At 73.0% G+C, this 24,823-nt stretch carries 28 protein-coding genes; 9 read left to right on the forward strand and 19 right to left on the reverse strand.

What is annotated here, in order from left to right; all coding sequences use genetic code 11:
- Positions 1-11: 11 nt before the first annotated feature.
- The gene (locus ACWGSR_RS20615) at positions 12-680 is read right to left on the reverse strand and encodes a TetR/AcrR family transcriptional regulator (RefSeq protein ID WP_453568037.1); all 669 of its coding nucleotides are present in this window, start codon (positions 678-680) and stop codon (positions 12-14) included.
- Positions 677-1,588, reverse strand: a complete 912-nt coding sequence (locus ACWGSR_RS20620) for a TetR/AcrR family transcriptional regulator (protein WP_453568039.1) — start codon at positions 1,586-1,588, stop codon at positions 677-679. The genes ACWGSR_RS20615 and ACWGSR_RS20620 overlap by 4 nt, the downstream gene beginning before the upstream one ends.
- Positions 1,589-1,816: 228 nt before the next feature.
- Between ACWGSR_RS20620 and ACWGSR_RS20625 the strand changes: the two genes are divergently transcribed.
- Positions 1,817-2,782 carry an ATP-binding cassette domain-containing protein gene (locus ACWGSR_RS20625; protein ID WP_453568041.1) on the forward strand — a complete coding sequence of 322 codons (966 nt, stop codon included), beginning with the start codon at positions 1,817-1,819 and terminating at the stop codon, positions 2,780-2,782.
- Entirely contained in the window at positions 2,775-3,530 is a 756-nt protein-coding gene (locus ACWGSR_RS20630; protein WP_453568043.1) for an ABC transporter permease, read from the forward strand. Before ACWGSR_RS20625 ends, ACWGSR_RS20630 begins: the two co-directional genes overlap by 8 nt.
- Before the next feature lie 16 nt (positions 3,531-3,546).
- Here ACWGSR_RS20630 and ACWGSR_RS20635 read toward each other — a convergent pair whose 3' ends face one another.
- Together ACWGSR_RS20635 and ACWGSR_RS20640 are read right to left on the reverse strand one after the other, a co-directional pair.
- A complete protein-coding gene (locus ACWGSR_RS20635) occupies positions 3,547-4,791 on the reverse strand; it encodes a GNAT family N-acetyltransferase (protein WP_453568045.1) in 1,245 nt (414 codons plus the stop codon).
- A gap of 107 nt (positions 4,792-4,898) precedes the next feature.
- Complete coding sequence (locus tag ACWGSR_RS20640) at positions 4,899-5,498, reverse strand: RsiG family protein (protein ID WP_376237098.1); 600 nt, start codon at positions 5,496-5,498, stop codon at positions 4,899-4,901.
- Between the two features lie 129 nt (positions 5,499-5,627).
- Here ACWGSR_RS20640 and dtd point away from each other — a divergent pair, with 129 nt between their 5' ends.
- Positions 5,628-6,053 carry a D-aminoacyl-tRNA deacylase gene (gene dtd, locus ACWGSR_RS20645; protein ID WP_453568048.1) on the forward strand — a complete coding sequence of 142 codons (426 nt, stop codon included), beginning with the start codon at positions 5,628-5,630 and terminating at the stop codon, positions 6,051-6,053.
- Positions 6,054-6,059: 6 nt separating this feature from the next.
- Here dtd and ygfZ read toward each other — a convergent pair whose 3' ends face one another.
- The 6 genes from ygfZ to ACWGSR_RS20675 all read right to left on the reverse strand — a co-directional run bounded on the left by ygfZ (position 6,060) and on the right by ACWGSR_RS20675 (position 11,197).
- A complete protein-coding gene (gene ygfZ / locus ACWGSR_RS20650) occupies positions 6,060-7,040 on the reverse strand; it encodes a CAF17-like 4Fe-4S cluster assembly/insertion protein YgfZ (protein WP_376237102.1) in 981 nt (326 codons plus the stop codon).
- A 152-nt stretch (positions 7,041-7,192) separates the two neighbouring features.
- Complete coding sequence (locus tag ACWGSR_RS20655; protein WP_376237105.1) at positions 7,193-7,639, reverse strand: Fur family transcriptional regulator; 447 nt, start codon at positions 7,637-7,639, stop codon at positions 7,193-7,195.
- Between the two features lie 62 nt (positions 7,640-7,701).
- Positions 7,702-8,274: an FABP family protein gene (locus tag ACWGSR_RS20660; RefSeq protein WP_376237108.1), complete on the reverse strand. Its 573-nt coding sequence runs from the start codon at positions 8,272-8,274 to the stop codon at positions 7,702-7,704.
- A 243-nt stretch (positions 8,275-8,517) separates the two neighbouring features.
- Positions 8,518-9,450: a hypothetical protein gene (locus ACWGSR_RS20665; RefSeq protein WP_453568051.1), complete on the reverse strand. Its 933-nt coding sequence runs from the start codon at positions 9,448-9,450 to the stop codon at positions 8,518-8,520.
- Complete coding sequence (locus ACWGSR_RS20670) at positions 9,447-10,265, reverse strand: hypothetical protein (protein WP_453568053.1); 819 nt, start codon at positions 10,263-10,265, stop codon at positions 9,447-9,449. The genes ACWGSR_RS20665 and ACWGSR_RS20670 overlap by 4 nt, the downstream gene beginning before the upstream one ends.
- 17 nt (positions 10,266-10,282) lie before the next feature.
- The gene (locus tag ACWGSR_RS20675; protein ID WP_453568055.1) at positions 10,283-11,197 is read right to left on the reverse strand and encodes a hypothetical protein; all 915 of its coding nucleotides are present in this window, start codon (positions 11,195-11,197) and stop codon (positions 10,283-10,285) included.
- 103 nt (positions 11,198-11,300) lie between these two features.
- On the opposite strand from ACWGSR_RS20675, the gene ACWGSR_RS20680 reads away from it, so the two are divergent.
- Entirely contained in the window at positions 11,301-11,663 is a 363-nt protein-coding gene (locus ACWGSR_RS20680) for a DsrE family protein (protein ID WP_376237120.1), read from the forward strand.
- 64 nt (positions 11,664-11,727) lie between these two features.
- Here ACWGSR_RS20680 and ACWGSR_RS20685 read toward each other — a convergent pair whose 3' ends face one another.
- The 7 genes from ACWGSR_RS20685 to ACWGSR_RS20715 form a co-directional block, all read right to left on the reverse strand.
- The gene (locus ACWGSR_RS20685) at positions 11,728-11,991 is read right to left on the reverse strand and encodes a DUF3099 domain-containing protein (protein WP_453568058.1); all 264 of its coding nucleotides are present in this window, start codon (positions 11,989-11,991) and stop codon (positions 11,728-11,730) included.
- 105 nt (positions 11,992-12,096) lie between these two features.
- Entirely contained in the window at positions 12,097-12,384 is a 288-nt protein-coding gene (locus ACWGSR_RS20690; RefSeq protein ID WP_030220952.1) for a DUF1416 domain-containing protein, read from the reverse strand.
- Between the two features lie 53 nt (positions 12,385-12,437).
- Positions 12,438-13,283, reverse strand: a complete 846-nt coding sequence (locus ACWGSR_RS20695; protein WP_376237127.1) for a sulfurtransferase — start codon at positions 13,281-13,283, stop codon at positions 12,438-12,440.
- A gap of 151 nt (positions 13,284-13,434) precedes the next feature.
- On the reverse strand, positions 13,435-13,515 hold the full coding sequence (locus tag ACWGSR_RS20700) for a putative leader peptide (RefSeq protein ID WP_350497993.1): 81 nt from the start codon (positions 13,513-13,515) through the stop codon (positions 13,435-13,437).
- 230 nt (positions 13,516-13,745) lie between these two features.
- Positions 13,746-14,432, reverse strand: a complete 687-nt coding sequence (locus ACWGSR_RS20705; protein ID WP_453568060.1) for an LmeA family phospholipid-binding protein — start codon at positions 14,430-14,432, stop codon at positions 13,746-13,748.
- A 113-nt stretch (positions 14,433-14,545) separates the two neighbouring features.
- Entirely contained in the window at positions 14,546-15,910 is a 1,365-nt protein-coding gene (locus ACWGSR_RS20710) for a hypothetical protein (RefSeq protein ID WP_453568062.1), read from the reverse strand.
- A gap of 11 nt (positions 15,911-15,921) precedes the next feature.
- Positions 15,922-16,176, reverse strand: a complete 255-nt coding sequence (locus tag ACWGSR_RS20715; RefSeq protein WP_366375953.1) for a MoaD/ThiS family protein — start codon at positions 16,174-16,176, stop codon at positions 15,922-15,924.
- A 444-nt stretch (positions 16,177-16,620) separates the two neighbouring features.
- Between ACWGSR_RS20715 and ACWGSR_RS20720 the strand changes: the two genes are divergently transcribed.
- The 5 genes from ACWGSR_RS20720 (at position 16,621) to ACWGSR_RS20740 (ending at position 21,932) form a co-directional block, all read left to right on the forward strand.
- Entirely contained in the window at positions 16,621-17,418 is a 798-nt protein-coding gene (locus tag ACWGSR_RS20720; protein ID WP_376237138.1) for a response regulator transcription factor, read from the forward strand.
- Positions 17,419-17,442: 24 nt separating this feature from the next.
- Positions 17,443-18,504 carry a LacI family DNA-binding transcriptional regulator gene (locus tag ACWGSR_RS20725; protein ID WP_365548707.1) on the forward strand — a complete coding sequence of 354 codons (1,062 nt, stop codon included), beginning with the start codon at positions 17,443-17,445 and terminating at the stop codon, positions 18,502-18,504.
- Positions 18,505-18,619: 115 nt separating this feature from the next.
- Positions 18,620-19,708: a S1C family serine protease gene (locus ACWGSR_RS20730; RefSeq protein WP_453568064.1), complete on the forward strand. Its 1,089-nt coding sequence runs from the start codon at positions 18,620-18,622 to the stop codon at positions 19,706-19,708.
- A 20-nt stretch (positions 19,709-19,728) separates the two neighbouring features.
- A complete protein-coding gene (locus ACWGSR_RS20735; protein ID WP_376237146.1) occupies positions 19,729-20,454 on the forward strand; it encodes a response regulator transcription factor in 726 nt (241 codons plus the stop codon).
- Positions 20,451-21,932 (forward strand): HAMP domain-containing sensor histidine kinase, encoded by a 1,482-nt coding sequence (locus ACWGSR_RS20740; RefSeq protein ID WP_453568067.1) that lies wholly within the window; start codon positions 20,451-20,453, stop codon positions 21,930-21,932. Before ACWGSR_RS20735 ends, ACWGSR_RS20740 begins: the two co-directional genes overlap by 4 nt.
- Here ACWGSR_RS20740 and ACWGSR_RS20745 read toward each other — a convergent pair.
- Positions 21,897-22,751, reverse strand: coding sequence for a phosphatidylinositol-specific phospholipase C (locus ACWGSR_RS20745; RefSeq protein ID WP_453568070.1), 855 nt, complete (start codon positions 22,749-22,751; stop codon positions 21,897-21,899). The two genes, ACWGSR_RS20740 and ACWGSR_RS20745, sit on opposite strands and share 36 nt — an antisense overlap.
- Positions 22,752-22,907: 156 nt before the next feature.
- On the reverse strand, positions 22,908-24,731 hold the full coding sequence (locus tag ACWGSR_RS20750; protein ID WP_453568072.1) for a bifunctional metallophosphatase/5'-nucleotidase: 1,824 nt from the start codon (positions 24,729-24,731) through the stop codon (positions 22,908-22,910).
- Positions 24,732-24,823 lie beyond the last annotated feature (92 nt).

The raw sequence follows: 24,823 nt of genomic DNA on the forward strand, positions 1-24,823 counted from the left end.
GGTTACGTTTTTTACTTGGTCAGGTCAGCGCTCCGTACGGAAGCCCCGCCCGCTCCGTACGGAAGCCCCTCCCGCAGCGTCGCGAACGCCCGCCCCGCCTCCGCCACCGCGTCCGCCGCCACCGCGTCCGCCGTCTCGCCGCCCGCGATCCGGACGACGTTCCGGTCCGCGAGGACCCGGAGCACGGCCACGACCTGCCCGGCGGCGAGCCGCGCCACCAGGGGGTCGCCGCCGAGCGCGCCCGCGAGGGCCTCCTCCGTACCGGCCCGGTACGCGTGGAGGCGGGCGAGCAGCGCCGGGGTGCCGTAGAGAAGGCGGTGGTACGCCAGGACCTCGGGCGCGTCGCAGAGCCCGGTGACCGGATCGCGCCGCTCCAGGCCGTCGAGCAGGTGCGCGTACAGGGCGTCGAGCGGGGCCGTGCCGGTGGCGCGCCCCGCCTCCACCACGCGGGCCGGCTCGTCCTGGTGGTCCGCGAACCGGTGGAGGACCAGGTCCTCCTTGGCCGGGAAGTACCGGAAGAGCGTCGGCTTCGAGACCTCGGCGGCGGCGGCCACCTCCGCGACGGAGACCCCGTCGAACCCGCGCTCCAGGAAGAGCGCGACCGCCGTGTCCGACAGGACCTGCCGGGTGCGGGCCTTCTTGCGCTCGCGGAGGCCGGGGGCCGGCGGCTCCCCCGTCACGACGCGGTCCCCCCGCCTGCCACCAGGACCGCGACCCCGTCCAGGATCCGGTCCAGGCCGAAGCGGAACTCGTCCTCCGGTTCGTCGGCGACGTCGAGGACGCCCGAGTGCAGCACCCGCGTCACCGCCGGGTACTCCTCCGGGTCCGCGAGCCGCCGCAGGGTGCGGGCGTACCGGGCCATGACCTCCTCCGGCGGGTCGTCGCTCGCGGCGACCACGGCGGCGAGGTCGGCCGTCAGGACGGCCTCGTTCTTCACGTAGCCGGAGACGAGCAGGGTCACCGAGAGCACGGCGCCGTCGTCCAGGCCCGTCCCCTCCAGGGCGACGAGGGCCCTCTCCCACCAGGCGACCATGTTCGGGGTCGCGGGCGGACCGGCGACGGGGACCCGCAGCAGCCAGAGGTGACGGTGGTAGACCTCGCGCATCGCCCAGGCCCAGGCCGCCAGCGCCTCGCGCCAGTCGGTGCCGGGCGGGGGGAGTTCGGGCGGGGCGCCGGTCGCGGCCTCCTGCATGAGGACGTACAGCTCGCTCTTGGCGGAGACGTACCGGTAGAGCGACATGGTGGAGACGCCCAGCTCCTTGGCGACCCGACCCATGGAGACGGCGTCGAGCCCCTCGGCAGAGGCGAGGGAGACGGCCGCGCCGACGATCCGGTCCAGGGTCAGGCTGGGCCTCGGCCCCTTGGCGGGCCGCTCCCGCACCCCCCAGGCCGCCTCGATCGCGGGCGGCAGGAAGGACCCGCCGCCCGACGGACCGCCCGCGCGGGAATCCGCCCGGCCGCCCGCCCCGGCTCCCGCCCGCCCGTCGCCCCGGTCGCTTCCGCCGTCCGCCATGACCTTCCGCCTCCGCACCTCGTAGGCCCCGTCCCGCAGGACGCGCACGGCCCGCACCACTCGTACGACCCGCACGGCCCGTACTGCATGCACGGCCCGCACCGCTCGTACGACCCGCACGGCGCGCACAACCCGCACGGCCCCGTACAGCCCGCACGACCCGTACCGCGCCCGCCGCCCGCAGGGCCCCGCACGCTTGACGTCCATCCTAGTAATGCGTAACCCTTACACAGTAACGCGTAAGGCATACGCAGTACCGGCGCGGTGTTCCGCCGTGCCCTCCACGAGCCCAGGGAGCACGCCATGCCTCCGGCCATCGAAGCCACCGGCCTGTCCAAGAGCCACGGCACCGTCCGCGTCCTCGACGCCCTCGACCTGCGGGTCGCCGAGGGCACCGTCTTCGCCCTCCTCGGCCCCAACGGCGCCGGGAAGACCACCACCGTCCGCATCCTCGCCACCCTCACCCGGCCCGACGCCGGCCACGCGCGCGTGGCCGGGCACGACATCGTCACCGAGCGCTCCCGGGTCCGCCGCGCGATCAGCCTCACCGGCCAGTACGCCGCCGTCGACGAGACCCAGACCGGCGCCGAGAACCTGCGGACCGCGGCCCGGCTCTCCGGGCTCTCCCGCCCCGCCGCCGCCCGCCGCACCGCCGAACTCCTCGAACGCTTCCGCCTCACCGAGGCCGCCGACCGCCTCACCAGGACCTACTCGGGCGGCATGCGCCGCCGCCTCGACCTCGCCGCCGGCCTCGTCCGCGACCCCGGCACCACCCGGGTGATGTTCCTCGACGAACCCACCACCGGCCTCGACCCGCGCAGCCGCCAGGAGCTGTGGGAGGCCGTCCGCGAGCTCTCCGCCGCCGGCACGACCGTCTTCCTCACCACCCAGTACCTGGAGGAGGCCGACCGGCTCGCCGACCGGATCACCGTCATCGGCGCGGGCCGCACCCTGGCCACCGGCACCGCCGCCGAGCTCAAGTCGCGCTACGCCGGACACCGGCTCGACCTCGTCGCCCGGGACCCGGAGGCCTATCTGCGGCTCGCGTCCGCCGCGGCCCCCGTCACGACCGCCCCCGAGACGCTCGCCCTCGGCGTCCCCACCGACGGCAGCGCCGCCCACGTCCGCGAACTCCTCGACGTCCTCGACCCGGAGCGCCGGGACATCGCCCGCTTCGCCCTCCACACGGCCACGCTCGACGACGTCTTCCTCGCCCTCACCGACACCACCGCCCTCCCCGTGAACGACAAGGAGCCCAGCCGTGTCTGACGCCCTCTCCGCCGCGAGCGTCCTCGCCGGCCGCGGCATCCGGATCAGCCGCCGCAACCTCGACGCCGTCATCACCTCGATGATGCTGCCGATCATGCTGATGCTGGTCTTCGTCTACTTCTTCGGCGGAGCCATCGACACCGGCACCCGGTACGTGACCTACGTCGTCCCCGGCGTCCTCGTCCTCTGCGCCGGGTTCGGCGCGGCGAGCACCGCCGTCAGCGTCAGCGAGGACATGCGGCTCGGGGTCGTCGACCGCTTCCGCACCCTCGACATCGGCGGTACGCCGTTCCTCGCCGGGCACGTCGCCGCCACCGTCGCCCGCAACGCGCTCTCCACCACCCTCGTGCTCGGCGCGGCCTTCGCCATCGGCTTCCGCCCGGCCGGGACCGTCGCCGGCTGGCTCGCGGCGATCGGACTGCTGCTCGCCTGGATCACCGCCGTCTCCTGGCTGTCGGCGGCGCTCGGACTCGTCACGAGGTCGGCGGAGGCGGCCGGGGCCGTCACCTTCTTCATGATGTTCCTGCCGTACCCGAGCAGCGCGTTCGTCCCGATCGAGACCATGCCGAGCTGGCTGCACGGCTTCGCCGAGCACCAGCCGGTGACCCCGCTCATCGAGTCGATGCGCGGCCTGCTGCTCGACCGGCCGGCCGGTGACGCGCCGTGGATCGCGCTGGGCTGGTGCGCGGGCCTGCTGACCCTGGCGCTCGCCGCCTCCGGCTTCCTCTTCCGCCGCCGGACCCGCTGAAGTCCCCGGGAACGGCTCAGAAGATGTCGGGCGAGAACGGGCGCAGCGCGGTGCGGAACAGCAGCTCGGCACGGGCCGCCGCGCCGGGCACCGCCTCCTCGACGCGCCCGAGCCGGGCCAGCCGTACCGCCGAGTGGTCGCCGAACGCCAGCGTCCCCAGCTCGGCGACGCCGAGGACGAGGTCGGCGGACGCGTCCGTACGGACGCAGGAGGCGCCCTCCGGCGAGGCGTCGAGGCGGAAGCGCCCGCCCGCCGGGCCGTCCGCGTCCCGCACCTCCAGGACGAGGGAGTCCTCCACCGGGTACGCGCGGCCCTCCAGGAGCCGGACCACGTCCAGGACCCGCACCCACAGCATGTCCGCGTGGGACACCGTCCTCGCCGCGCGCGGATCCGGCAGGAGCTCCGGCAGCGGGTCGTCGGGAGCGCGGTGGCCGGAGCGGACGGTGGTGATCCAGTCGATCGAGCAGAGGTAGAGCCACAGGGCGCGCTCGGCGGCCGGGGTGACGGCGACCAGGTCCCGCACGGTCGCGGTGTTCACCGGCTGCTTGCCGTCGTCCCACTTGTCGTCCGAGCGGTACGACACGAACCCCTCGGGCTCGCCGGACGCCGACCGGTACACCGCGTAGTACGGCTCCGTCCACGGGTCGATCTGGAAGCCGAGGCCGGTGCCCTGCGCCCAGAGGCGCTCGGTCCGGTCGGTGACGCCGGCCCGGACCCCGGCGAGCCGGCGGTGCAGCGCGGGCCCGATCTTGCGGATCTCGTCGCCGTCGGACAGGTCGACGCGGCCGCCGTCCTCCGGGCGGCCCGAGCGGCGCGGGTCGAGCCCGGCCCGCCGCAGGTCCACGCTCCACTCGGTGGTCCAGCTCGCCGGGCCGAAGCCGAAGCGGCCGTAGATCGGGTACTCGGCGGCGATCAGGGTCGCGATCGCGTCGCCCCGCTCCTTCGCGGCGGCCAGGTCGGCGGCCATCATGCGGCTCAGCAGGCCCTGGCGCCGGTGCGTCGGCGAGACGGTCACCTGCGTGATCGCGTCGGCGGTGAGGCTGCCCCCGCCGACCGTGCTGACCTCCTGCCGGAACGAGCGGAAGGTGGCGACGACCCGGTCCCGGTCGAACGCCCCGAGGGTCCGCGCCAGGTCCGTGTGCGGCAGCCGGTCGGCCGCGTCCCCGTCCGGTACGACGGGCGGACGGAGGAAACCGGTGCGCAGGGCCCGCAGCCAGTCGGGGAACTCGGATTCCGTCACCGCGCGTACGTCGACAGTCATCCCCCGACCCTACGCAGGCCCCCGACGGGCCCGCACCGGGTTTTCGGGCGCCCCGGAAGCGGCCCCGGGAACGGCCCCGCGGGCCCCGCCGAAAGCCCCGGAAGGCCTCAGGCCAGCAGGTCGTCGACCTGCGCCTCGCCCTCCCGGTACCGGCGGGCGATCTCCGCGCCGCAGTCGTCGGCCGTCCGCTGGAGCTGCTGCCGGCGCCGGGAGATCTGCTGCTCGTACCCCGCGAGCCGGCCCATCCCCGCGTGCAGTTCGTCGTCCGTACGGGCCGTCAGGTCCGACAGCCCGACCTCGGACAGCATCTCGGCCGCGAGCCGCCGGTACTCCTCCCCGCGCGGCGTCGACAGCGTCACGTGCCGGGCCGAACTGCGGTGCCGCGAGGGCACGTCGGCGAGGATCTCCGAGAGCCGGTCGAGGACCGGCGCCTCCGGGTCGGTCCGGCGCGCCAGCTCGGCCCGCAGGATGTCGATCCGGCCCTGGAGCATCCGCCGCACGTAGCTCAGGTCGGCCTCGTCGCTCCGGGCGTCCCGGCGCAGCGCGCGCAGCTCGGGCAGCCTCAGCGTGCCGAGCTCCGGCTGCGCCCGGTCCGGCAGGGCGGGCTCGGAGGTCCGCTGCGCGGGCGGCCGCGTCGCGGAGGAGCGGCCGGCCCGCGTCAGCGGTACGGGACCGGGCGGCGTGGGCCCGGTGCCAGGTGCACTCATGAGTTTCGTCCCCTCGACCGGTGCGGAGCCGCACCGCCTGACAGGCATGGTGCCACTCCCACCCGTGCACGTGCAGGCGCTCTGCACCCGTTCGGCCCCTCCCGCGTTCGGGTGGGTAGGTTGGTGCGCATGCGAGCAGTGGTGCAGAGGGTCGACGGCGCGCGCGTCGTCGTCGCAGGGGAGACCGTCGGTGAGATCGAGGGCGAGGGGCTGTGCGTCCTGGTCGGGGTGACCCATGACGACACCCCGGAGAAGGCCGCCCGATTGGCCGGAAAGCTCTGGTCCGTCCGGGTGCTGGAAGACGAGAAGTCGTGCTCCGACGTGAACGCGCCGCTGCTCGTGATCTCCCAGTTCACCCTCTACGGAGACGCCCGCAAGGGCCGTCGCCCCACCTGGAACGCGGCCGCGCCCGGCCCGGTCGCCGAGCCCCTCGTGGACGAGGTCGTGCACCGGCTGCGCGAGCTGGGCGCGCACGTGGAGACGGGCCGCTTCGGAGCGGACATGCGCGTCTCGCTCACGAACCACGGCCCGTTCACGGTGATCGTCGAGGTCTGACCCCGGTCAGGGCTCGACGACGACCTCCTGCGCGGCCGCCGTCGTCCCGGCGACCAGGGGCGCGTCCACGGGAACGTTCCGCTTGACCAGGGCCAGGGCGATCGGGCCCAGCTCGTGGTGGCGGACGGCGGTGGTCACGAAGCCGAGCTGGCGCCCGTCCTCGCCGTCGGAGGCGAGCCGGACCGGGGTGCCGTGGCCCGGCAGGAACACCTCGCTGCCGTCCAGGTGCAGGAAGACCAGGCGGCGCGGCGGCTTCCCCAGGTTCTGCACGCGGGCGACGGTCTCCTGCCCCCGGTAGCAGCCCTTCTGGAGGTGGACGGCGCTGCCGATGAGGCCGATCTCGTGCGGGATGGTCCGGTGGTCGGTCTCGAAGCCGAGCCGCGGCCGGTACGCCTCGACCCGCAGCGCCTCGTACGCGAGGATCCCGGCCACCGGGCCGTGCGAGGCGGCGAAGGGCTCCAGGTCCGCGCGGGGCAGGAACAGGTCGCGGCCGTGCGGGGTCTCCCGTACGACGGCCCCCTCGGGGACCTCGGCGATGGAGCCCGCCGGGAGGTGGACGACCGCGGTGTCCTCCGTGCGGTCGGCGACCTCCACCCGGTAGAAGAACTTCATCGACTCCAGGTACGCGATCAACTCGCCCTGCGTGCCCGGCTCGACGTGCGCCCACACCGTCTCGCCGTCGTCGACGAGGTAGAGGGCGTGCTCGATGTGCCCGTTCGCGGAGAGGATCAGCGCCTCGGTGGCCCGCCCGGCCGGCAGGTCGGTCATGTGCTGGGTGAGCAGCAGGTGCAGCCAGCTCAGCCGGTCGTCGCCGGAGACGGTGACGACGCCGCGGTGCGAGAGGTCGACGAAGCCCTCGCCCCCGGAGAGGGCGCGCTGCTCGCGGAACAGGTCGCCGTAGTGCGCGGCGACGCCCTCGTCGTGCCCTTCCGCGGCGACGGCGCCGGGCAGGGACAGCAGGGGGCTGGTCGTGGAATGTCGCTGCATGGGGAAAGCCTACGACTCCGTGTCCAGGGGGGCGCCGGGCGTCCGGGCCCCGGTGGGCATCCGGGCCCCGGTGGGCATCCGGGCCCCGGTGGGCATCCGGCGCCCGCCGGACATCGGGGATCCGCCGCCGGGCGTCGGGCCCGCCCCCGGGCCTACTCGCCCGCCGGGATCTCCTCGCGCTTCTTCGCGGCGCAGTCCCCGCACCTTCCGAAGATCGCGAAGTGCTTCATGTCCGTCTCGAAGCCGAAGGTCTCGCGGAGCTTCCCGGTGAACTCGGCCGCCACCTCGACGTCCGCCTCGATCACCCCGGAGCAGTCCCGGCAGACCAGGTGGAGGTGGTGGTGCCGGTCGGCGAGGTGGTACGTCGGGGCCCCGTGCCCCAGGTGCGCGTGGCTGACGAGCCCGAGCTCCTCCAGGAGCTCCAGGGTCCGGTACACGGTGGAGATGTTCACCCCGGAGGCCGTCTTGCGGACCTCGCAGAGGATGTCGTCGGGCGTCGCGTGCTCCAGCGCGTCGACCGCTTCCAGGACAAGCTGGCGCTGCGGCGTCAGCCGGTAGCCGCGCTGCCGCAGGTCGCTCTTCCAGTCGGTGCTCACCACGCCCCCCAGTGTAGGAGGGCGCGGCGCGCGACCCCAGGCCTTCGCCGGACGGAAGGGTCCACTCAGCGGAAGAAGGCGATGCCGTCGTCCGGCATGTCGGGCAGGTTGCGGGCCATCTCCGCGACCTCCTCCGGGGTGACGACCTTCTTCAGGTGCGCCGACATGTACGGCCGCAGCGGGACCTCGGGGGTCGCCTTCTCGCCCACCCACATCAGGTCGCTCTTGACGTAGCCGTACAGGCGCTTGCCGCCGCTGTACGGACCCGAGGCGGCCGTACGGGCGACGGCGTCCGTCGCCAGGTCGATCTGCGGCTTCTGGTCGGCGAGCTCGCCGTACCAGATCTCGACGACGCCCTGGTCGCGGATCATGACGACCTCGACCTTGCGGTCCTTGTCGATCCGCCAGTAACCGCTCTCGCTCTCCAGCGGACGGACCTTGTTGCCCTCGTCGTCCAGGACCCAGGAGTGCGAGTGGTACTCCAGGAAGTCCCGGCCGTCGTGGCTGAAGGTCACGGACTGGCCGAAGTTGCACTTCTCGGCGCCGGGGAAGTCGGAGACGCCCGCGCCCTCCCACGTGCCGAGCAGGAACGCGAGGGGGACGAGGTCCGGGTTGAGGTCGGACGGAATCTCGATCATGAGCAGCTCTGGCGTTCTCTAGAGGTGGATTACCGCTGGCCCTGGTACAGCTTCTTCACTGCCAGGCCCGTGAAGGCGAGCACGCCCACGCAGACCAGGACCAGCAGAGCTTCGAAGAAAAAGATCACGGAGTGCTCCTCGACTGAGGTGTGAAGGCGGAACGGGCCGGACCCCAGCTTAGTGGCCTGGGGTCCGGCCCACTCGGTGAGGTGGGTCTCGGCACGGGTTCCGCGCGGGCGGCGGTCAGCCGAGGAGCTGCGCCTGGAGGGCGACGGTCTGCTGGAACGGCACGGTCAGGGTCCCGCCCTTCCGGGTCTGGGTGACCACCCCGATCGTGTCCCCGGCCTGGATGTAGGCCCACCGGGTCTGCTCGGGGCCGTACGGCTCCGTCTCCGCGTAGGCGTAGAGGGAGAGGTACGGCACCGCGACCTTCTGGAGGGACGCGTCGATCTCCGCGGCCTCGACGCCGAGGGGCATCCTGGTGGTCTTGGAGACCCCCTCCATGGTCTCGTCCTTGAAGTCCTCCGCGAACGCCACCGACGCGAACCGCAGCAGGTGCACCCGGGTGGTCGTGCCGTCCGGCGTGGTCCAGCCGCGGGCGGCGACGTGCCGGAGCGCCGAGTCCGCCATGTACTCCCTCACCCCGGCCCGGTCCTTCTCGGGAAGGAGCGCGAGGTAGGAGTCGAGGCCGGTCCAGCCGCCGTTCAGCTTCGGGTCGGCCGTGGCGCCCGCCGGGGCGGGCAGCAGGAGCTTGCGCAGGTCGGCGTGGTGGATCTCGCCGTCGTTGCCCTCGGTCCACGGGCGCGGGACGTCCTCGGGCAGCGCCGGGAGGGCGAGCTCCGGATAGTTCCAGCGGCCGTCGGACTCGGTCGCGAGACCGGGCACGTCGGTGCGCTCCAGGGCGGTGATGCCCAGGGCCGTACCGGCGCCGACGCCGCCGCAGACGAGCACGGCGGCGGTCCAGCGGACGATGCCCCACAGGAGGGGCCGCCGGGACTTCTTCGGCGCGGGGGCGGAGACGGGCTCGGGCTCGGGTACGGAGACGGCCTCGGGTGCGGGGACGGGTGCGGGCTCCGTCGCGGGCGCGGGTGCGGGCGCGGGTGCGGGCGTAGGCGCGGGCGCGGATGCGGGGACGGGCGGCGCCGGCGGCGCCGGTGTCAGGGCCTGCTCGGTCATACGTACTCCCCCGGGGACGCGATGTGGTCGAGCTGCTGCTTCAGGAGGTCCGCCACGCGCGCCTCGTCGAACGGCTTGGCGCCCACCGCCTTGAAGGTGACCATGACCTCGGAGTCGTACGCGAGGCAGATCATCTGCTTCAGCGCCAGGGCCTTCTCCTTCTTGTCCAGCTCGTCGTTCTCGGGCGCGGTGTAGCAGACGGCGTCGCGGTGGTCCTTGATCTTGGGTCCCTTCGGGAACTCCAGGAAGTCCATGACCTCCTTGCGCAGCCGGTAGCTGTCCTTGACCCGCTTCTTGTCCTTCATCCGCGCGATCTGGAAGGAGGCGACGACGTCGCGGTCGGGGTCGGCGAAGGTGCGGACCGCGATGCCCCCGATGCCGAGCCGGTCGACCTGCTTCTCGAACTCCCGGCGCTTCTTCCCGGAGAGCCCCTTGCCCTCCTGCTTCATCAGGGCGGTGGCCTCCGCGGCGCCGAGTTCGCCGTCGTTCCCGTACAGCTCCTCGTCGGGACCGAACTCGTACCCCTCCGGCAGCGGGAGGAGGAGCCTGCTCAGCGGGGTTCCGGCCTTGCCGCGCGCCAGGGCGGCGGCCGGGTCCTCGTCCCGCGCGGTCTTCTCCGGCGTGCCCCACACCTGCGTCGGCGCGGTGCGGTCGGCGGAGGAGACGGTCAGGGCGGTGTACGTGACGCCGCCGCCGATCAGGCCGAGGACGAGCACGGAGGGCAGGACGACGCCGAGGAGGATCCGGCGGGCTCCCCTCTTCCCCGGAGTCTCCGCCCGCTGCTCGCCCGCCTCTTCGGTCACGGGTTCGGTCACGTCGTTCCAGTCCTCACTCACAGGCGCCCCAGCTGTCGCTCGGCCAGCGAACGGATGTCGTTCTCGGAGATCTTCTTCGTGTCCACGATGAAGATCTCCACCGCGATGTCACCGCGGTGGAAGTAGGCCCTGGCCCGGTACATGTCGAGGTAGCCGGCCTTCCGCTTCACGGGGAAGACGTAGTAGCGGCCGTTGGTCGAGCCCTTGAGCTCCCGGCCCTCGTTCCGGGCGAAGTCCTCGTCGGGCATGTAGCCCTGCTGGTCCTCGACGTACTCCCGCGCCCCGAGGACGTCGTTCGCGCGGTACTGGATCAGCCGGACGTCGACCTCCCGGTGCTCACCCGTCGCCCAGGAGGCGACCGCGACCCGCTGGAGGCCCAGGCCGATCTGGTGGTCGAGGGCCCCGCTCGGCCTGTCGAACATCGAGGTGAACGCGGACACGTCCATCCAGCCGTCGGTGTCGGCGGCGTCGGCGTTCCTCGCGCCGGCGGGCTTCGGCAGCAGCAGCTTCCGCAGGTCGCCCCGGGCCTTCGTCCGGAGGTCCTCCGACGCGGGGAGCGGCTTCGCCTTCTGCCCCTTCGGGAGGGACTTCGGCTGGACGAGGCCCGGCTGGTTCAGCGGCGGAAGGGCGGTCGGTTCGCGCTGGGCCTGGACGCCGTAGCCGACGGCGGTGCCGCCGACGAGGCCGATGACGGCGGCGACGGCGATCAGCCCGACGGTACGGAGGACGCGGCGGCGGGGCCGTGCGGCGGCCCCGGGCGCGGTGTCCGGCCCGGCCTGGGGCGCGGCACTCGTCTCGGCCTCGGGCGCGGGCCCGGCACTCGTCTCGGCCGCGGGCGCGGTGTCGGGCGCGGGCGCGGTGTCGGTCGGCGCGTCCGGTTTCACCGGCGGTGGTGCCGTTCCCTGGTCAGGGATGGTTGCTTCGTCGTTCAAGAGTCCCCCCACGAGACCTGAAGCACGGATTCCACAACCCGCGCACCCACCTGACCCGTGAGGGGTGCATGGGGTTGCGGTGGTCCGCATTACAGTTCGGTGTATGGCGAAGAAGCTCGTGATCAAGGTGACCGCCGGGGCCGACTCCCCCGAACGCTGCTCGCAGGCCTTCACGGTGGCCGCCGTGGCCGTCGCCAGCGGGGTCGAGGTGTCGCTCTGGCTGACCGGCGAGTCCGCCTGGTTCGCCCTCCCGGGCCGGGCCGCCGAGTTCGAGCTCCCGCACGCCGCACCGCTGCCGGACCTGCTCGACTCGATCCTGGTGGGCGGGCGCGTGACGCTCTGCACGCAGTGCGCGGCCCGCCGCGAGATCACGGAGAAGGACGTCCTGAACGGCGTCCGCATCGCCGGCGCGCAGGTCTTCGTCCAGGAGGCGACGGCGGACGACGTACAGGCCCTCGTCTACTGACCCGCTGGACTCCGTCCGACGGCTCCCGGGCGACGCCCCCGAGCCCCGACCCGCCGCACGGGCCCTACCGCCCCCCGCGCTTCTTCCCGTCCAGCTCGTCCCACCACTCGTCCGACTTCGGGTCCCCCGAGGGATCGTCCCACCAGCGGTCCTCCGGGCCCCGGCGGTTCGCGATCATCGCGGCGACCGGGGGGATGACCATGGCGACGACGCACATGGCGACGGCGGCCGGCATCGAGAAGAGGCGCACGACGGCCCAGGCGCCCACGAAGAGGACGAGGCAGGCGCCCATCATCCAGAAGTAGACGTGGCGACGGCGTGCGTACACCCCTTCAGCCTACGTCCGGGCAGACCGAAGGGCCGTGCCCCAAGTCCCGGAATGGCGTCCAACCCCCCAGGAGGCACGGCCCTTCGGCCGGTAAGGCGTCGCGGATCAGACCGCGATGGCGACCTCCGCGAGGCCGCCCTTCTGCGCCACGACCTTGCGGTCGGCGGTGCCGCCCGGCACCAGGGCGCGGACGGTCCAGGTGCCCTCGGCCGCGTAGAAGCGGAACTGTCCGGTGGCGGAGGTCGGAACCTCGGCCGTGAACTCGCCGGTCGAGTCCAGGAGGCGGACGTAACCGGTGACCGGCTCGCCGTCCTTGGTCACGAAGCCCTGGATGGTGGTCTCACCGGGCTTGATCGTCGAGGCGTCGGGGCCGCCGGGCTGCGCTCCACACATGCTGTTCTGTCCTTACGGTCGAGGGGTCCGGAGGAAGGGGAGGTCCGGAGGGGTTACTTGGCGGCGCCGAGCTCGATCGGCACGCCGACGAGGGAGCCGTACTCGGTCCACGAGCCGTCGTAGTTCTTGACGTTCGGGACCTCGAGGAGCTCGTGCAGGACGAACCACGTGAGCGCGGAGCGCTCGCCGATGCGGCAGTAGGCGATGGTGTCCTTCGCCAGGTCGACCCGCTCGTCCTCGTAGAGGGCCTTGAGCTCGTCGTCCGACTTGAACGTGCCGTCGTCGTTGGCGTTCTTCGACCACGGGATGTTGCGGGCGCTCGGCACGTGGCCGGGGCGCTGCGACTGCTCCTGCGGGAGGTGCGCCGGGGCGAGCAGCTTGCCGGAGAACTCGTCGGGCGAGCGGACGTCGACCAGGTTCTGGGCGCCGATCGCGGAGACGACGTCGTCGCGGAAGGCGCGGATCGAGGCGTCCTGGGCCTTGGCCTTGTACTCGGTGGCCGGGCGGCTGGGGACCTCGGAGCCGTCGACCAGGTCGCGGGAGTCGAGCTCCCACTTCTTGCGGCCGCCGTCGAGGAGCTTCACGTCCTGGTGGCCGTAGAGCTTGAAGTACCAGTAGGCGTAGGAGGCGAACCAGTTGTTGTTGCCGCCGTAGAGCACGACCGTGGTGTCGTTCGCGATGCCCTTGGCCGAGAGGAGCTTCTCGAAGCCCTCCTGGTCGATGAAGTCGCGGCGGACCGGGTCCTGGAGGTCCTGGGTCCAGTCGATGCGGATGGCGTTGCGGATGTGGTTCTTGTCGTAGGCCGAGGTGTCCTCGTCGACCTCGACGAGGGCGACCTGCGGGTTGTCGAGGTTGGCCTCGACCCAGTCCGCGTCGACCAGGACGTCGCTGCGAGCCATGCTGTTCTCCTCCGGGGCAGTGTGCGGCGGTGCGGTGCGGGGTGGTGCGGGTACGCGTCGGAAGCGTGTGCACGACGGCGTACGGCTGCGCGAGATGGGGCCCCGACTTCGGTCGGCGGGCCGTGAGGAAGGGCGGGGTCGGACGTCCCGCTCAGACGGAGCGACAGAGCATGGCGGCGACGCGGCACAGGTCCACTGCCCGCCGCTTCGTGAGATCCGCCTGTCGCTTCATGCCCACGATCGTAGGGACGGACAGGCGGCCGTGTCACCGGCGTGTCGTATTTTGAGACGCGATCGTCCGAGATATGAGACGCGATCACGGTACGGGGCGGCTCCGGGCGCCTCCGCACCGAGGTGTCCGGTTTCTTTTCTGCGGATCGGACAGCGCCGTCTCAGAATGTGACCAGCCGGTAGGGGTGGCGCCCCCACCGGGCCGGGGCCGGGCCGTCAGGGCCCAGGGACTCAGCCCGTCAGGGCCATGTCCTTGCCCGAGACCGTGACCGCCAGGCCCTCCGGGCGCGGCTCGACCTTCTCCACCTTCATCCCGGCGAGCACCTGGAGCGGGCGCTCGAAGTCGGTGCGGGCCCGGACCAGGTCCTCCACGCCCGGGATGCCCTCGCCGGGCACCTCGTCGGCGCGGAACCGGATCGTGTCGCCGTTCACGACGGATACCGTCGAGACGACCGTGCGGGTCAGGGTGCGGCCCAGGACCTTGACGCTGCCGGTGACCTCCACCTTGCCCTCGCCGCCGTAGGCGACGGTGGCCTCGCGCTCGGAGGCGGCGGTGAGGTCCGCGTAGGAGATGAGGGCCGTGCCGGTCGCGGAGCCCGCCTTCGCGCCCGTCCAGCCGCCGGTCACGGTCACGTCCCGCAGGACCATGTCCAGCTCGCCGACCCGGATCTGCCGGTCGCCCGCCCGCGCCTGGATCCCGGTCGCCCGCACGTCGACCCGGTCGAACCGGTCGGTCGCGACCTGGGTGAGGAAGGGGAAGCCCTTGATGTCGACCTCGACCGACTCGCTCCGGAGACCGGAGAGCTTCGTCCGGTCCGCCGCCTCCGACTCCGTGTACGCCGCGGCGAGGCGGTCGACCCCCACGAGGATCCCGCCGAGGACGACGGCCAGGATGAGCAGAATCCGCAGTGCTCGCATGGGCTGTGCGTCCCCCCGTGAAAGTGTTCGGCCCCCGACACGAAGATCGACGTGCCGGGGGTCCGGTTGGTTCCCGCGCCCGGACGGTCTCCGGGGCGCATCGGGGTGCCGCGTCAGCCCAGGGCGCGGCCGAGCAGGTACACGGCGGGCGCGGCGGCGGTCAGCGGCAGCGCGACGCCCGCGGTCATGTGGACGAACCGCGACGGGTAGTCGTAACTGGCCGCCCGCAGGCCGACAAGGGCGCAGACCCCGGCGCCGAGACCGAGCAGCGCCCCGGACGCGCCCAGGTCCGTGAAGCCGCCGGCCGCGATCCCGGCACCCGCCGAGGCGAGCAGCGCGGCGACCGCGGAGACCGGGCCGGGCAGCGGGAGCGCCTTCGCGAGGACGGCGGCGGCGACCGCGACCCCGCCGACGACCACCGCGTCGGGGGCCGCGCCGAGGTGCCCGGTGGCGATCACGGTCAGCGCCGCCGAGGCGACGGTGGCCATCAGGCCGTACATCCGCTCGTCCGGGTCCGCGTGGCTGCGGAGCTGGAGCACGAGGCAGAGCAGCACCCAGACGCCGAGCGTGCCCAGGATCGCGGGGGCCGCGTTCTCCCGGCCGACGACGAGCAGGGCGCCGTCGGCGGCCAGGCCGCCGGCGAAGGCGAGGGCGATGCCCTGCCGGGCCGGCCACATGCCGTTGAGCCGGAACCAGCCGGCCGCGGTGAGGCCCTGGAGCAGGACGAGCGGGAGGAGCAGCCCGTAGGGGCCGAGGGCGGCGCCGCCGGCGATCAGCAGGCCGAGGACCGCCGTCAGGGCGGCGGGCTGCATGCCGGGCTCGATGATCGGCGAGCGGCCCTCGGCGCGGGCGCGCTGGGCGTCGGTGATCCGGGTGTTCCCGGAGGTGGTGGGCGAGGAGTAGGCGGGCCCGCCGTCGGCCGCGGGGGCCGGTGCCGGGGGCTGGGCCTGGTCCTGGGCCTGGTCGGCGGCCGGAGCCTGAGTGTGGACCGGGGCGGGGGCGGGCATCGGAGCCGCCGCCTGCTGCGGCTGGGGCTGGGCCTGGGGCTGGGGCTGGAACTGCTGCTGCCGGTACGCGCCCGCGTAGGACTCCGGCGACTGCTGCCCGTACGCCTGCGGCTGGGGCTGCGGCTCGTACGGCTGCGGGTACGGCTGTGCCTGCGGCTGCGGCTGCGACTCGTACGCCGGCGGCTGCTGTCCGTACGTCTGCTCCTGCCCGTACGCCTGCGGCTGCCCGTACGCCTGCGGCTGCCCGTACGCCTGCGGCTCGTACGCCCGCGGCGGCTGCTGCTGCCCGTACGGGTCGGGGGCCTGCGGCCGGGGCCGGACGGCCGGCTGGTACTGGGTGTCCCAGGTCTGGCCCTCCCACGTCTGCGTGACGTCGGGGCCCTGCTGCCCGTCCGCGTACGGGTCGTACGGCTGCTGCCCGCCCGCGTACGGGTCCGGCTGCTGTCCGCCGTGGTGCTGGTCGTTGCTCATTGCTCTGGGGTTCACCCTCCTGCGAACGGGGGGAGCACCTCGACCGTGCCGCCCTCGGCAAGCCGTACGGTCTCATGGCTCCGGGTGCCGACGGGGTCGCCGTCGACCAGGAACGAGCACCGCTGGAGGACCCGGACGAGCTCTCCCGGGTGCTTCGCCCGGACCGCGTCCAGGGCCTCGGCCAGGTGCTCGGCGGCGTACGGCTCCTCGGCGACACCGGCGGCCGCCTTGGCCGCGGCCCAGTAGCGGATGGTTCCCGCTGCCATAGCGGCGCTCCCTTCGTTCGTGTGCGCGCCGCTCCCCATGATGGGCCATGCGCGCGTGGGCCGGACCGGTGACCGCCGTCCCGGTGAACCGCGCGGGAGAGGGTTCCCGAACCGCCCCGACACGGCCGCCTCACCCCCGCGCAACATGGCGGTCCGGGTGCGGGAAGTGAGCGAAGAGACATCCACGATGTGAAATCCGCCCTCTCCACCGGAAGGCATCTGGGTTATTCTGCTGGGCAGAGGATCCGGGCGACGCAGCCACCGGGTCCTTTTGCGTTTTCCGACCGTTGTTACGGACGGATGAACAAAAGCTCTCAGGGCGCGAGAGCCGGCAGAGCCGTACGAAGCAGTGCACGTCCTCGCAGGGACCGAGGAAGGAACCGACCTTATGGGCGAGCGAACCGAGCACGATCGCATGACCACGACCGGGGCGGGTGGTGGGCGATGAGTTCACTGCTCCTCCTGACCAACGCCCTCCAGCCGTCGACCGAGGTGCTCCCCGCACTCGGTCTGCTGCTGCACAACGTCCGGGTGGCCCCGGCCGAGGGCCCGGCCCTCGTGGACACCCCCGGCGCGGACGTGATCCTCGTCGACGGCCGCCGCGACCTCCCGCAGGTGCGCTCGCTCTGCCAGCTGCTGCGGTCCACCGGACCCGGCTGTCCGCTGATCCTCGTCGTCACGGAGGGCGGCCTCGCGGCCGTCACCGCCGACTGGGGCATCGACGACGTCCTCCTGGACACGGCGGGACCGGCCGAGGTCGAGGCGCGGCTGCGGCTCGCCATGGGCCGCCAGCAGATCGTCTCCGACGACTCCCCGATGGAGATCCGCAACGGCGACCTGTCGGTCGACGAGGCGACGTACAGCGCGAAGCTCAAGGGCCGGGTCCTGGACCTCACCTTCAAGGAGTTCGAGCTCCTGAAGTACCTCGCCCAGCACCCGGGCCGGGTCTTCACGCGCGCGCAGCTCCTCCAGGAGGTGTGGGGGTACGACTACTTCGGCGGCACCCGTACGGTCGACGTCCACGTGCGGCGGCTGCGGGCGAAGCTCGGCCCCGAGCACGAGTCCCTCATCGGCACCGTCCGCAACGTCGGCTACCGCTTCGTCACCCCCGAGAAGGTGGAGCGGGCGGCCGAGGAGGCCCGTGCCAAGGAGGAGGCGCGCGTCAAGGGCACCACGGAGGACGTCACCCCCTCGGGGGACAGGAACGTGGCAGACGCCACAGTGCGGCCTGCCGGTAGGTAGGTCCCCCCGCGTAGACTGCCGCGCGTGGCCAAGGTGACGCGGGATGACGTAGCTCGACTGGCGGGTACTTCGACCGCGGTCGTGAGCTACGTCATCAACAACGGACCCAGGCCGGTCGCCCCGGCCACGCGCGAGCGTGTCCTCGCCGCCATCAAGGAGCTGGGCTACCGCCCCGACCGGGTGGCCCAGGCGATGGCGTCCCGGCGCACCGACCTCATAGGCATGATCGTCCCGGACGCGCGCCAGCCCTTCTTCGCGGAGATGGCGCACGCGGTCGAGCAGGCCGCCGCCGAGCGCGGCAAGATGGTCCTCGTCGGGAACTCCGACTACCGGACCGAGCGCGAGATCCACTATCTGCGCGCCTTCCTCGGGATGCGGGTCTCCGGTCTGATCCTGGTCAGCCAGGGCATGAGCGAGCAGGCCGCGAGCGAGATCGAGGCCTGGGACGCGCGCGTGGTGCTGCTGCACGAGCGGCCCGAGGCGATCGACGACGTGGCCGTCGTCACCGACGACATCGGCGGCGCCCAGCTCGTCACCCGCCACCTCCTGGAGCACGGCCACCCGTACGTGGCGTGCCTCGGCGGCGTCCCGAACACCCCGGCCGTGGGCGACCCGGTCGCCGACCACGTCGAGGGCTGGCGGCGGGCCATGGTCGAGGCGGGCCGCTCCACCGAGGGCCGGCTCTTCGAGGCACCGTACAACCGCTACGACGCCTACCAGGTGGCCCTGAAGCTGCTCGCCGGTCCGGACAGGCCGCCGGCCATCTTCTGCTCCACCGACGACCAGGCCTTCGGCGTGCTGCGGGCGGCGCGCGAGCTGCGGATCGAGGTGCCGACCGAGCTGGCGGTCGCGGGCTTCGACGACGTGAAGGAGGCGGCGCTCACCGACCCGCCGCTGACGACCGTCTACTCGGACCGCCCGGCGATGGCCCGGGCGGCCGTCGACCTGGTCCTCGACGACTCGCTGCGGGTGGCGGGCTCGCGCCGCGAGCGGGTGAAGCTCTTCCCGTCGGCCCTGATCGTGCGCCGCTCCTGCGGCTGCGACGGCGGCGGACCGGACCTGGCACGGCTCTCGACCCCGCGCTGAGCCCCGGCCCGTACAGGGCTTCACACGGAGGCCTTTACATCGGGCATACAGGCTTCTGTCGGGCTTCTCAGCCGCTCCTCAGACGCCTCTCATGTACGGCTCCGAGAGTCTTCCCATGACGGATCACCAGGAGCAGCCGCAGCAGCCGTACTACCCGCCGAGGCCGCCGTACGAGCCGGGCCGGGCCCCCCACGAGCCGTTCACCACCGAGCACGGCACCACGATCTGGCCGTCCGGCGGCCACGGCGGTCACGTCCCGCCGCCGGCGGACCCGGCGCCCACCGCCGCCGTCCCGGGCCCCCGCCGCCGCGCCAGGCGCGGGGTCGGGCTCATGGCGGCCGTGGCCATCGCGGCCGCCGCGGTCGGCGGCGGCGCGGCCACGCTGGTCCAGCGGCTCGTCTCCGACCCGGCGACGGCCTCCGCCTCCGCCCCCGTGGCCGGCACGAACGTGGCCGCGCGCGGCACCGGCACGGTCGCCGGGGTCGCCGCCGCCGTCTCCCCCTCCATCGTGGAGATCTCCGCCGCCTCGAACTCCGGCAAGTCCACCGGCTCGGGCGTGATCATCACCTCCGACGGCGAGATCGTCACCAACAACCACGTGATCTCCGGCGCCTCCGAGATCACCGTGCGGCTGGACGACGGCAGCACCTACCCGGCCGAGGTCGTCGGCACGGACCCCGACAAGGACCTGGCGCTGATCAAGCTGAAGGGCGCGTCCGGCCTGAAGGCCGCTTCGCTCGGGGACTCGAAGGACGTGAAGGTCGGCGACGAGGTCGTGGCCATCGGCTCCCCCGAGGGGCTGACCGGGACCGTCACCAGCGGCATCGTCTCCGCCCTCGACCGGGACGTGACCGTCGCCAAGGACGAGGACCAGGGACAAGGACAGGGCCAGGGCCAGGACCGGCAGCAGTACGACCCCCGGCAGGGGTGGCCGTTCGAGTTCGGCGGGCAGCAGTTCAACGGCGACACGGGCTCGTCGAAGACCACGTACAAGGCGCTCCAGACCGACGCCTCGCTCAATCCGGGGAATTCCGGCGGCGCGCTGATCAATATGAACGGCGAGATCATCGGAATCAATTCGGCCATGTATGCGCCCAGTTCTTCGAACGGCTCCACGGCCGGGAGCGTCGGCCTCGGATTCGCGATCCCGATCGACACCGTGAAGGCCGACCTGGACGGACTCCGCTCGGGCGGCGACAACTGAACACGTGGGACGCTGCCCCCATGACGGGACAGCAGAACGAAGCCGAGCGGATCCTCATCGTCGACGACGAGCCCGCCGTACGGGAGGCCCTGCGCCGCAGCCTCGCCTTCGAGGGGTACGCGACGCGGGACGCCGTCGACGGGCTCGACGCGCTCGCCGCCGTGGAGTCGTACGCCCCCGACCTCGTCGTCCTCGACGTGCAGATGCCCCGCATGGACGGCCTGACGGCGGCCCGCCGGATCCGGGCGTCCGGCTCGACCGTGCCGATCCTGATGCTCACCGCCCGCGACACCGTCGGCGACCGGGTCACCGGGCTCGACGCGGGCGCGGACGACTACCTGGTGAAGCCCTTCGAGCTGGACGAGCTGTTCGCCCGCATCCGGGCCCTGCTGCGCCGCAGCTCGTACGCGACGGCGTCGTCCGCCGCGCCGGAGGACGACGTCCTCTCCTTCGAGGACCTGCGGATGAACCCGGCCACCCGCGAGGTGACCCGGGGCGGCCGGCCCGTGGAGCTGACGCGGACCGAGTTCACGCTCCTGGAGATGTTCATGGCGCACCCGCGCCAGGTGCTGACCCGCGAGCAGATCCTCAAGGCCGTGTGGGGCTTCGACTTCGAGCCGAGCTCGAACTCGCTCGACGTGTACGTGATGTACCTGCGGCGCAAGACGGAGGCGGGCGGCGAGCCGCGCCTGGTCCACACGGTGCGGGGCGTGGGGTACGCGCTGCGCGGAGGGGGCGGGGAGTGACGGCGTCCCCTCCGCCCCCGCCCGCGGTCCGGCCCGGATCCCGCTTCCGCCCGCTGGCCTGGTTCCGCTCCCGGCCGCTGCGCTCCCGGCTCGCCCTGCTGACCGCCGTCGCGGTGGCGCTCGCGGTGGCGGCGGTGTCGCTGGCGTGCTGGTTCGTGACGCGGGAGCAGCTGGAGAACGAGCTGGACTCCTCGCTGAGCTCCACCCGGCTGGATCCGGGCGGGTTGCAGAACATCCTGTCGTCCTGCCGCCAGGGCAGCACGCCGCCGGCGGTGGTGGGCTCGTACAAGGTGCAGGTGATCTTCGCCGACGGGAGCGTGTGCATCTCGGGGGAGGCCGCCATCCCGGTCGGGCGGGGCGACCTCGCGGTGGCGCAGGGCCGGCTGGAGGACGTCCTGCACACGGTGAGGGACGACGCCGGGCGCGAGATGCGCGTCTACACCTATCCGCAGGAGAGGGCGCCCGGCCTCGCGGTCTCCCTCGCCCGGCCCCTCTCCGAGATCGACAACTCGATGTCCACGCTGCGCTGGGTGCTGCTCCTGGTCTCCGGGATCGGGGTCGTCGGCGCGGGCGCGGCCGGCCTGTGGGTGGCGCGGACCGGTCTGGAGCCGGTGAACCGGCTGACGGGGGCCGTCGAGCACGTGGCGGCGACCGAGGACCTGACGGTCCGCATCCCGGTGGAGGGCGAGGACGAGATCGCCCGCCTGTCGCGCTCGTTCAACGCGATGACGGCGGCGCTCGCGACCTCCCGGGACCTCCAGGCGCGGCTGATCGCGGACGCGGGCCACGAGCTGCGGACGCCGCTGACCTCGCTGCGCACCAACGTCGAACTCCTCGCGCGGAGCGAGGAGACGGGCCGGGCGATCCCGCCGGAGGACCGGCGGGCCCTGATGGCCTCGGTGAAGGCGCAGATGACGGAGCTGGCGTCGCTGATCGGGGACCTCCAGGAGCTGGCCAGGCCGGACGCGGGGCGGTCGGGCCCCCTGGAGGTGGTGCCGCTGCACACGGTGCTGCGGGCGGCCCTGGACCGGGCGCGGCTGCGCGGCCCGGAGCTGGCCTTCGTGACGGACCTGGCGCCCTGGTACGTACGGGCGGAGACTGCGGCGCTCGAACGGGCGCTGGTGAACGTCCTGGACAACGCGGTGAAGTTCTCGCCGCCCCGGGGCACGGTCGAGGTGACCCTGATGCGGGGCGAGCTGACGGTCCGGGACCACGGCCCGGGCATTCCGGCGGACGAGCTGCCGCACGTCTTCGACCGCTTCTGGCGCTCGCCGTCGGCCCGCAGCCTGCCGGGCTCGGGCCTGGGCCTGTCGATCGTGGCGCGCACGGTCCGGCAGGCGGGCGGCACGGTCGCGCTGGCCCCGGCGGAGGGCGGCGGGACGGTGGCGACGGTCCGGCTGCCGGGGGCGCCGACACCGCCGCCGGGCGGGGCCTCCGGAGCCTCAGTTGTGCCGGAGGAGGGCCTCGACAAGCCCTGACCGGGTGTTCGGGAAGTCCAGGGGGACGATCCCGAGCTCGGTCCGGCCGGCCATCTCGGCGCTGTCGAGGAAGCCGTGGACGCGGGGGTTGAGCCGGTCGGAGTTCCAGCGGGGCGGGAGGTACGCGGAGGTGCTGACGAAGTTGACGTAGAGCCGTCCCGGCTGGGCGACGGCGGCCCGGAAGTGGGCCTGGACCTTGGGGTACTTGGCGTCGGGCAGCGCGTTCCAGTCGTCCTGGAGGGCGATCTGGGCCCCGTCCCACCACTTCAGGCCGGGCAGCCCGCCGTTGTCGGCGATGAGGACGACCTTCCCGCGGGCCTCGCCGAGGAGCGGCAGCCGGTCGCCGACGCGGAAGAGGGGGCGCCAGCCGCGGTGGTCGAGGTAGTCGTCGAAGACGGCCCGGAAGGTGGCGTCGGACTCCTCGGAGTACTCCTGCTTGACCCGCATGAGGACGGTCTCGGAGGGGTGCGCGGCGAGGAAGTCCCGGCAGGCGATCAGCACGTCGCCGAACATCATGTTCTGGTACGAGGCCCCGTGGTGGATCGCGAACGAGCCCCCGGTCACCCGGCAGCGCACGTCCAGGAAGCGGATGCCGCTGTCCAGCTGCTGGGCGATCGTGGTGTTCTGGCACTCGCTCCAGGGCCCGCCGAACCGGGCGCCGGAGTCGTGCGTGCCGGGGATGGTGAGCCGGGTCAGCTCGGTGCCGTCCCCGTGCGCGGCCATCCACGCCCGTACGTCCACGGCCGAGGCGGGGGGCGCCCCGACGAGCAGGGCGGCACCGGCGGCCGCGGCCCCCACGAGGAATCGTCGTCGGTCCATGGCACCGCACTATGACAGGTTCACTTCAATACCCGCCAGGGTGCGGCACGAGGGAGACGGAAAAGGGGCGGCGGCCGGGGACGGAAGAGGGTCGGCGCCGCGGAACGCGAAGGGGCGGCGGCCCGCCGAAACGGTCCGCCGCCCCTCCCGTACGCGTTACTTGACGACCGTGATGCGGTCCGCCGCCGGCGCCGGCAGCGGCGCGGAGGCCGAGGAGTGGGCCGCCAGGTAGGCGGTGAACATGTCCAGGTCGGACGCGCCGACCAGCTTGTTCCTGTGCTCCTTCAGGACCGGGAAGCCGTCACCGCCACCGGACAGGAACTCGTTCATCGCGACCCGGTAGGTCTTCGCCGGGTCGATCGGCTCGCCGTTCAGCCGCACCGAGGAGACCACGACCCGGTCGGCGCCGGTCTTGGTCATGTCCAGGGTGTACGTGAAGCCCTTCGACACCTGGAGGATCTTCGGGGACGCCAGGTTGGCGCCGCTGACCTGCTGCTGGAGCACGGTGACGAGCTGGGCGCCGGTCAGGTCGACCGCCGTCATCATGTTGGTGAACGGCTGGACGGTGTACGCCTCGCCGTAGGTCACGACCCCGTCGCCCTCGGCGCCGGACGCCTTGCGGGTCAGGGGCGCGCGGATGCCGCCGGGGTTCATCAGGGCGAGCTGGGTGCCGCCCTTGTCGGCCGGGGCCATGCCCTCCAGCTGCGCGTCCGCGATCAGGTCGCCCAGCGGCTTCTCGTAGACCTGGGGGTCGAGGGGGTTCTCGATGTCGGCGGCGATGTGGCCGACGGGGCGGTTGGCGATCGGCGCGGCCAGGGTCTTCCAGCGGTCGATCAGCCTGCTCATGTCACGGGCCGGCTTCACGTCACGGGTGACGACGTGGTTGGCGGAGGCGACGGCCGTGCGGACGATGTCGTCCGTGCGCCGGTCGTAGGTGAGCGTCGTGTCGGTGTAGAGCCGGCCGAAGGAGGCCGCCGAGGTGACCGTGCGCGGCTTGCCCGCCGGGTCCGGGATCGTGCACGCGTACGCCTGGTGGGTGTGGCCGGTGACCAGGGCGTCGACCTGCGGGCTGACGTTCTTGGCGATGTCGACGATCGGACCGGAGATGCCGTTGCCGGGACCCGGGCTGTCGCAGTCGTAGTTGTACGCGCCCGAGGCGGGCAGACCGCCCTCGTGGAGCAGGGCGACGATCGACTTCACGCCCTTGCGCTCCAGCACCTTGGCGTACTTGTTGATCGTCTCGACCTCGTCGCCGAACGTCAGGCCCTTGATGCCCTCGGCGGAGACGATGTTCGCCGTGCCTTCGAGGGTGACGCCGATGAAGCCGATCTTGACGCCGTTGCGCTCCCAGACGAAGTACGGGTCGAGCAGCGGCCTGCCGGTCTTCTCGTTCGTCACGTTGGCCGCGAGGTAGGGGAAGTCGGCGCCCCGGAACTTCCGGCCCTTCTCGAAACAGCCCTCGGTCGGGTGACAGCCGCCGTTCTGGATGCGGGCCAGCTCGCGCGCGCCCTCGTCGAACTCGTGGTTGCCGACCGAGGTGACGTCGAGGTCGAGCTTGTTCAGCGCCTCGATGGTCGGCTCGTCGTGGAAGAGGCCGGAGACCAGCGGCGAGGCGCCGATCATGTCGCCCGCGGCGGCGGTGACGGAGTACGGGTTGCCCTTGCGGGCCTGCCGCAGGTGCGTGGCGAGGTACTCGACGCCGCCGACGCCCTCGACGGTCTCGGTCGTGCCGTCCGGCTTCAGGCGGGTGAGCCGGCCCGACGAACCGGTCGGCGGCTCCAGGTTGCCGTGCAGGTCGTTGAAGGAGAGCAGCTGGACGTCGACCAGACGGCCCTTCCCCTTGTCGTGGCCGCCGTCGAACCGGTCACCGGCCGCGCCGGCCGACGGCATCGCGGCGACGAGCGCCCCGACCGTCGCGAGCCCGGCCCCCGCGGCGAGGATCCGCCGCGCCGTCCTGTTCTTCCTCGGTGTCGCTGCCATCTGCCCTCTGTTCCTTCTGCGCCTCTACGGGACGCACTTCCCGTATGCCGGTGCAGCCTAGGGTCAACGCGCGTAGCACAACAGGGGGTAGC

The organism is Streptomyces sp. NPDC055632, from assembly GCF_053618675.1.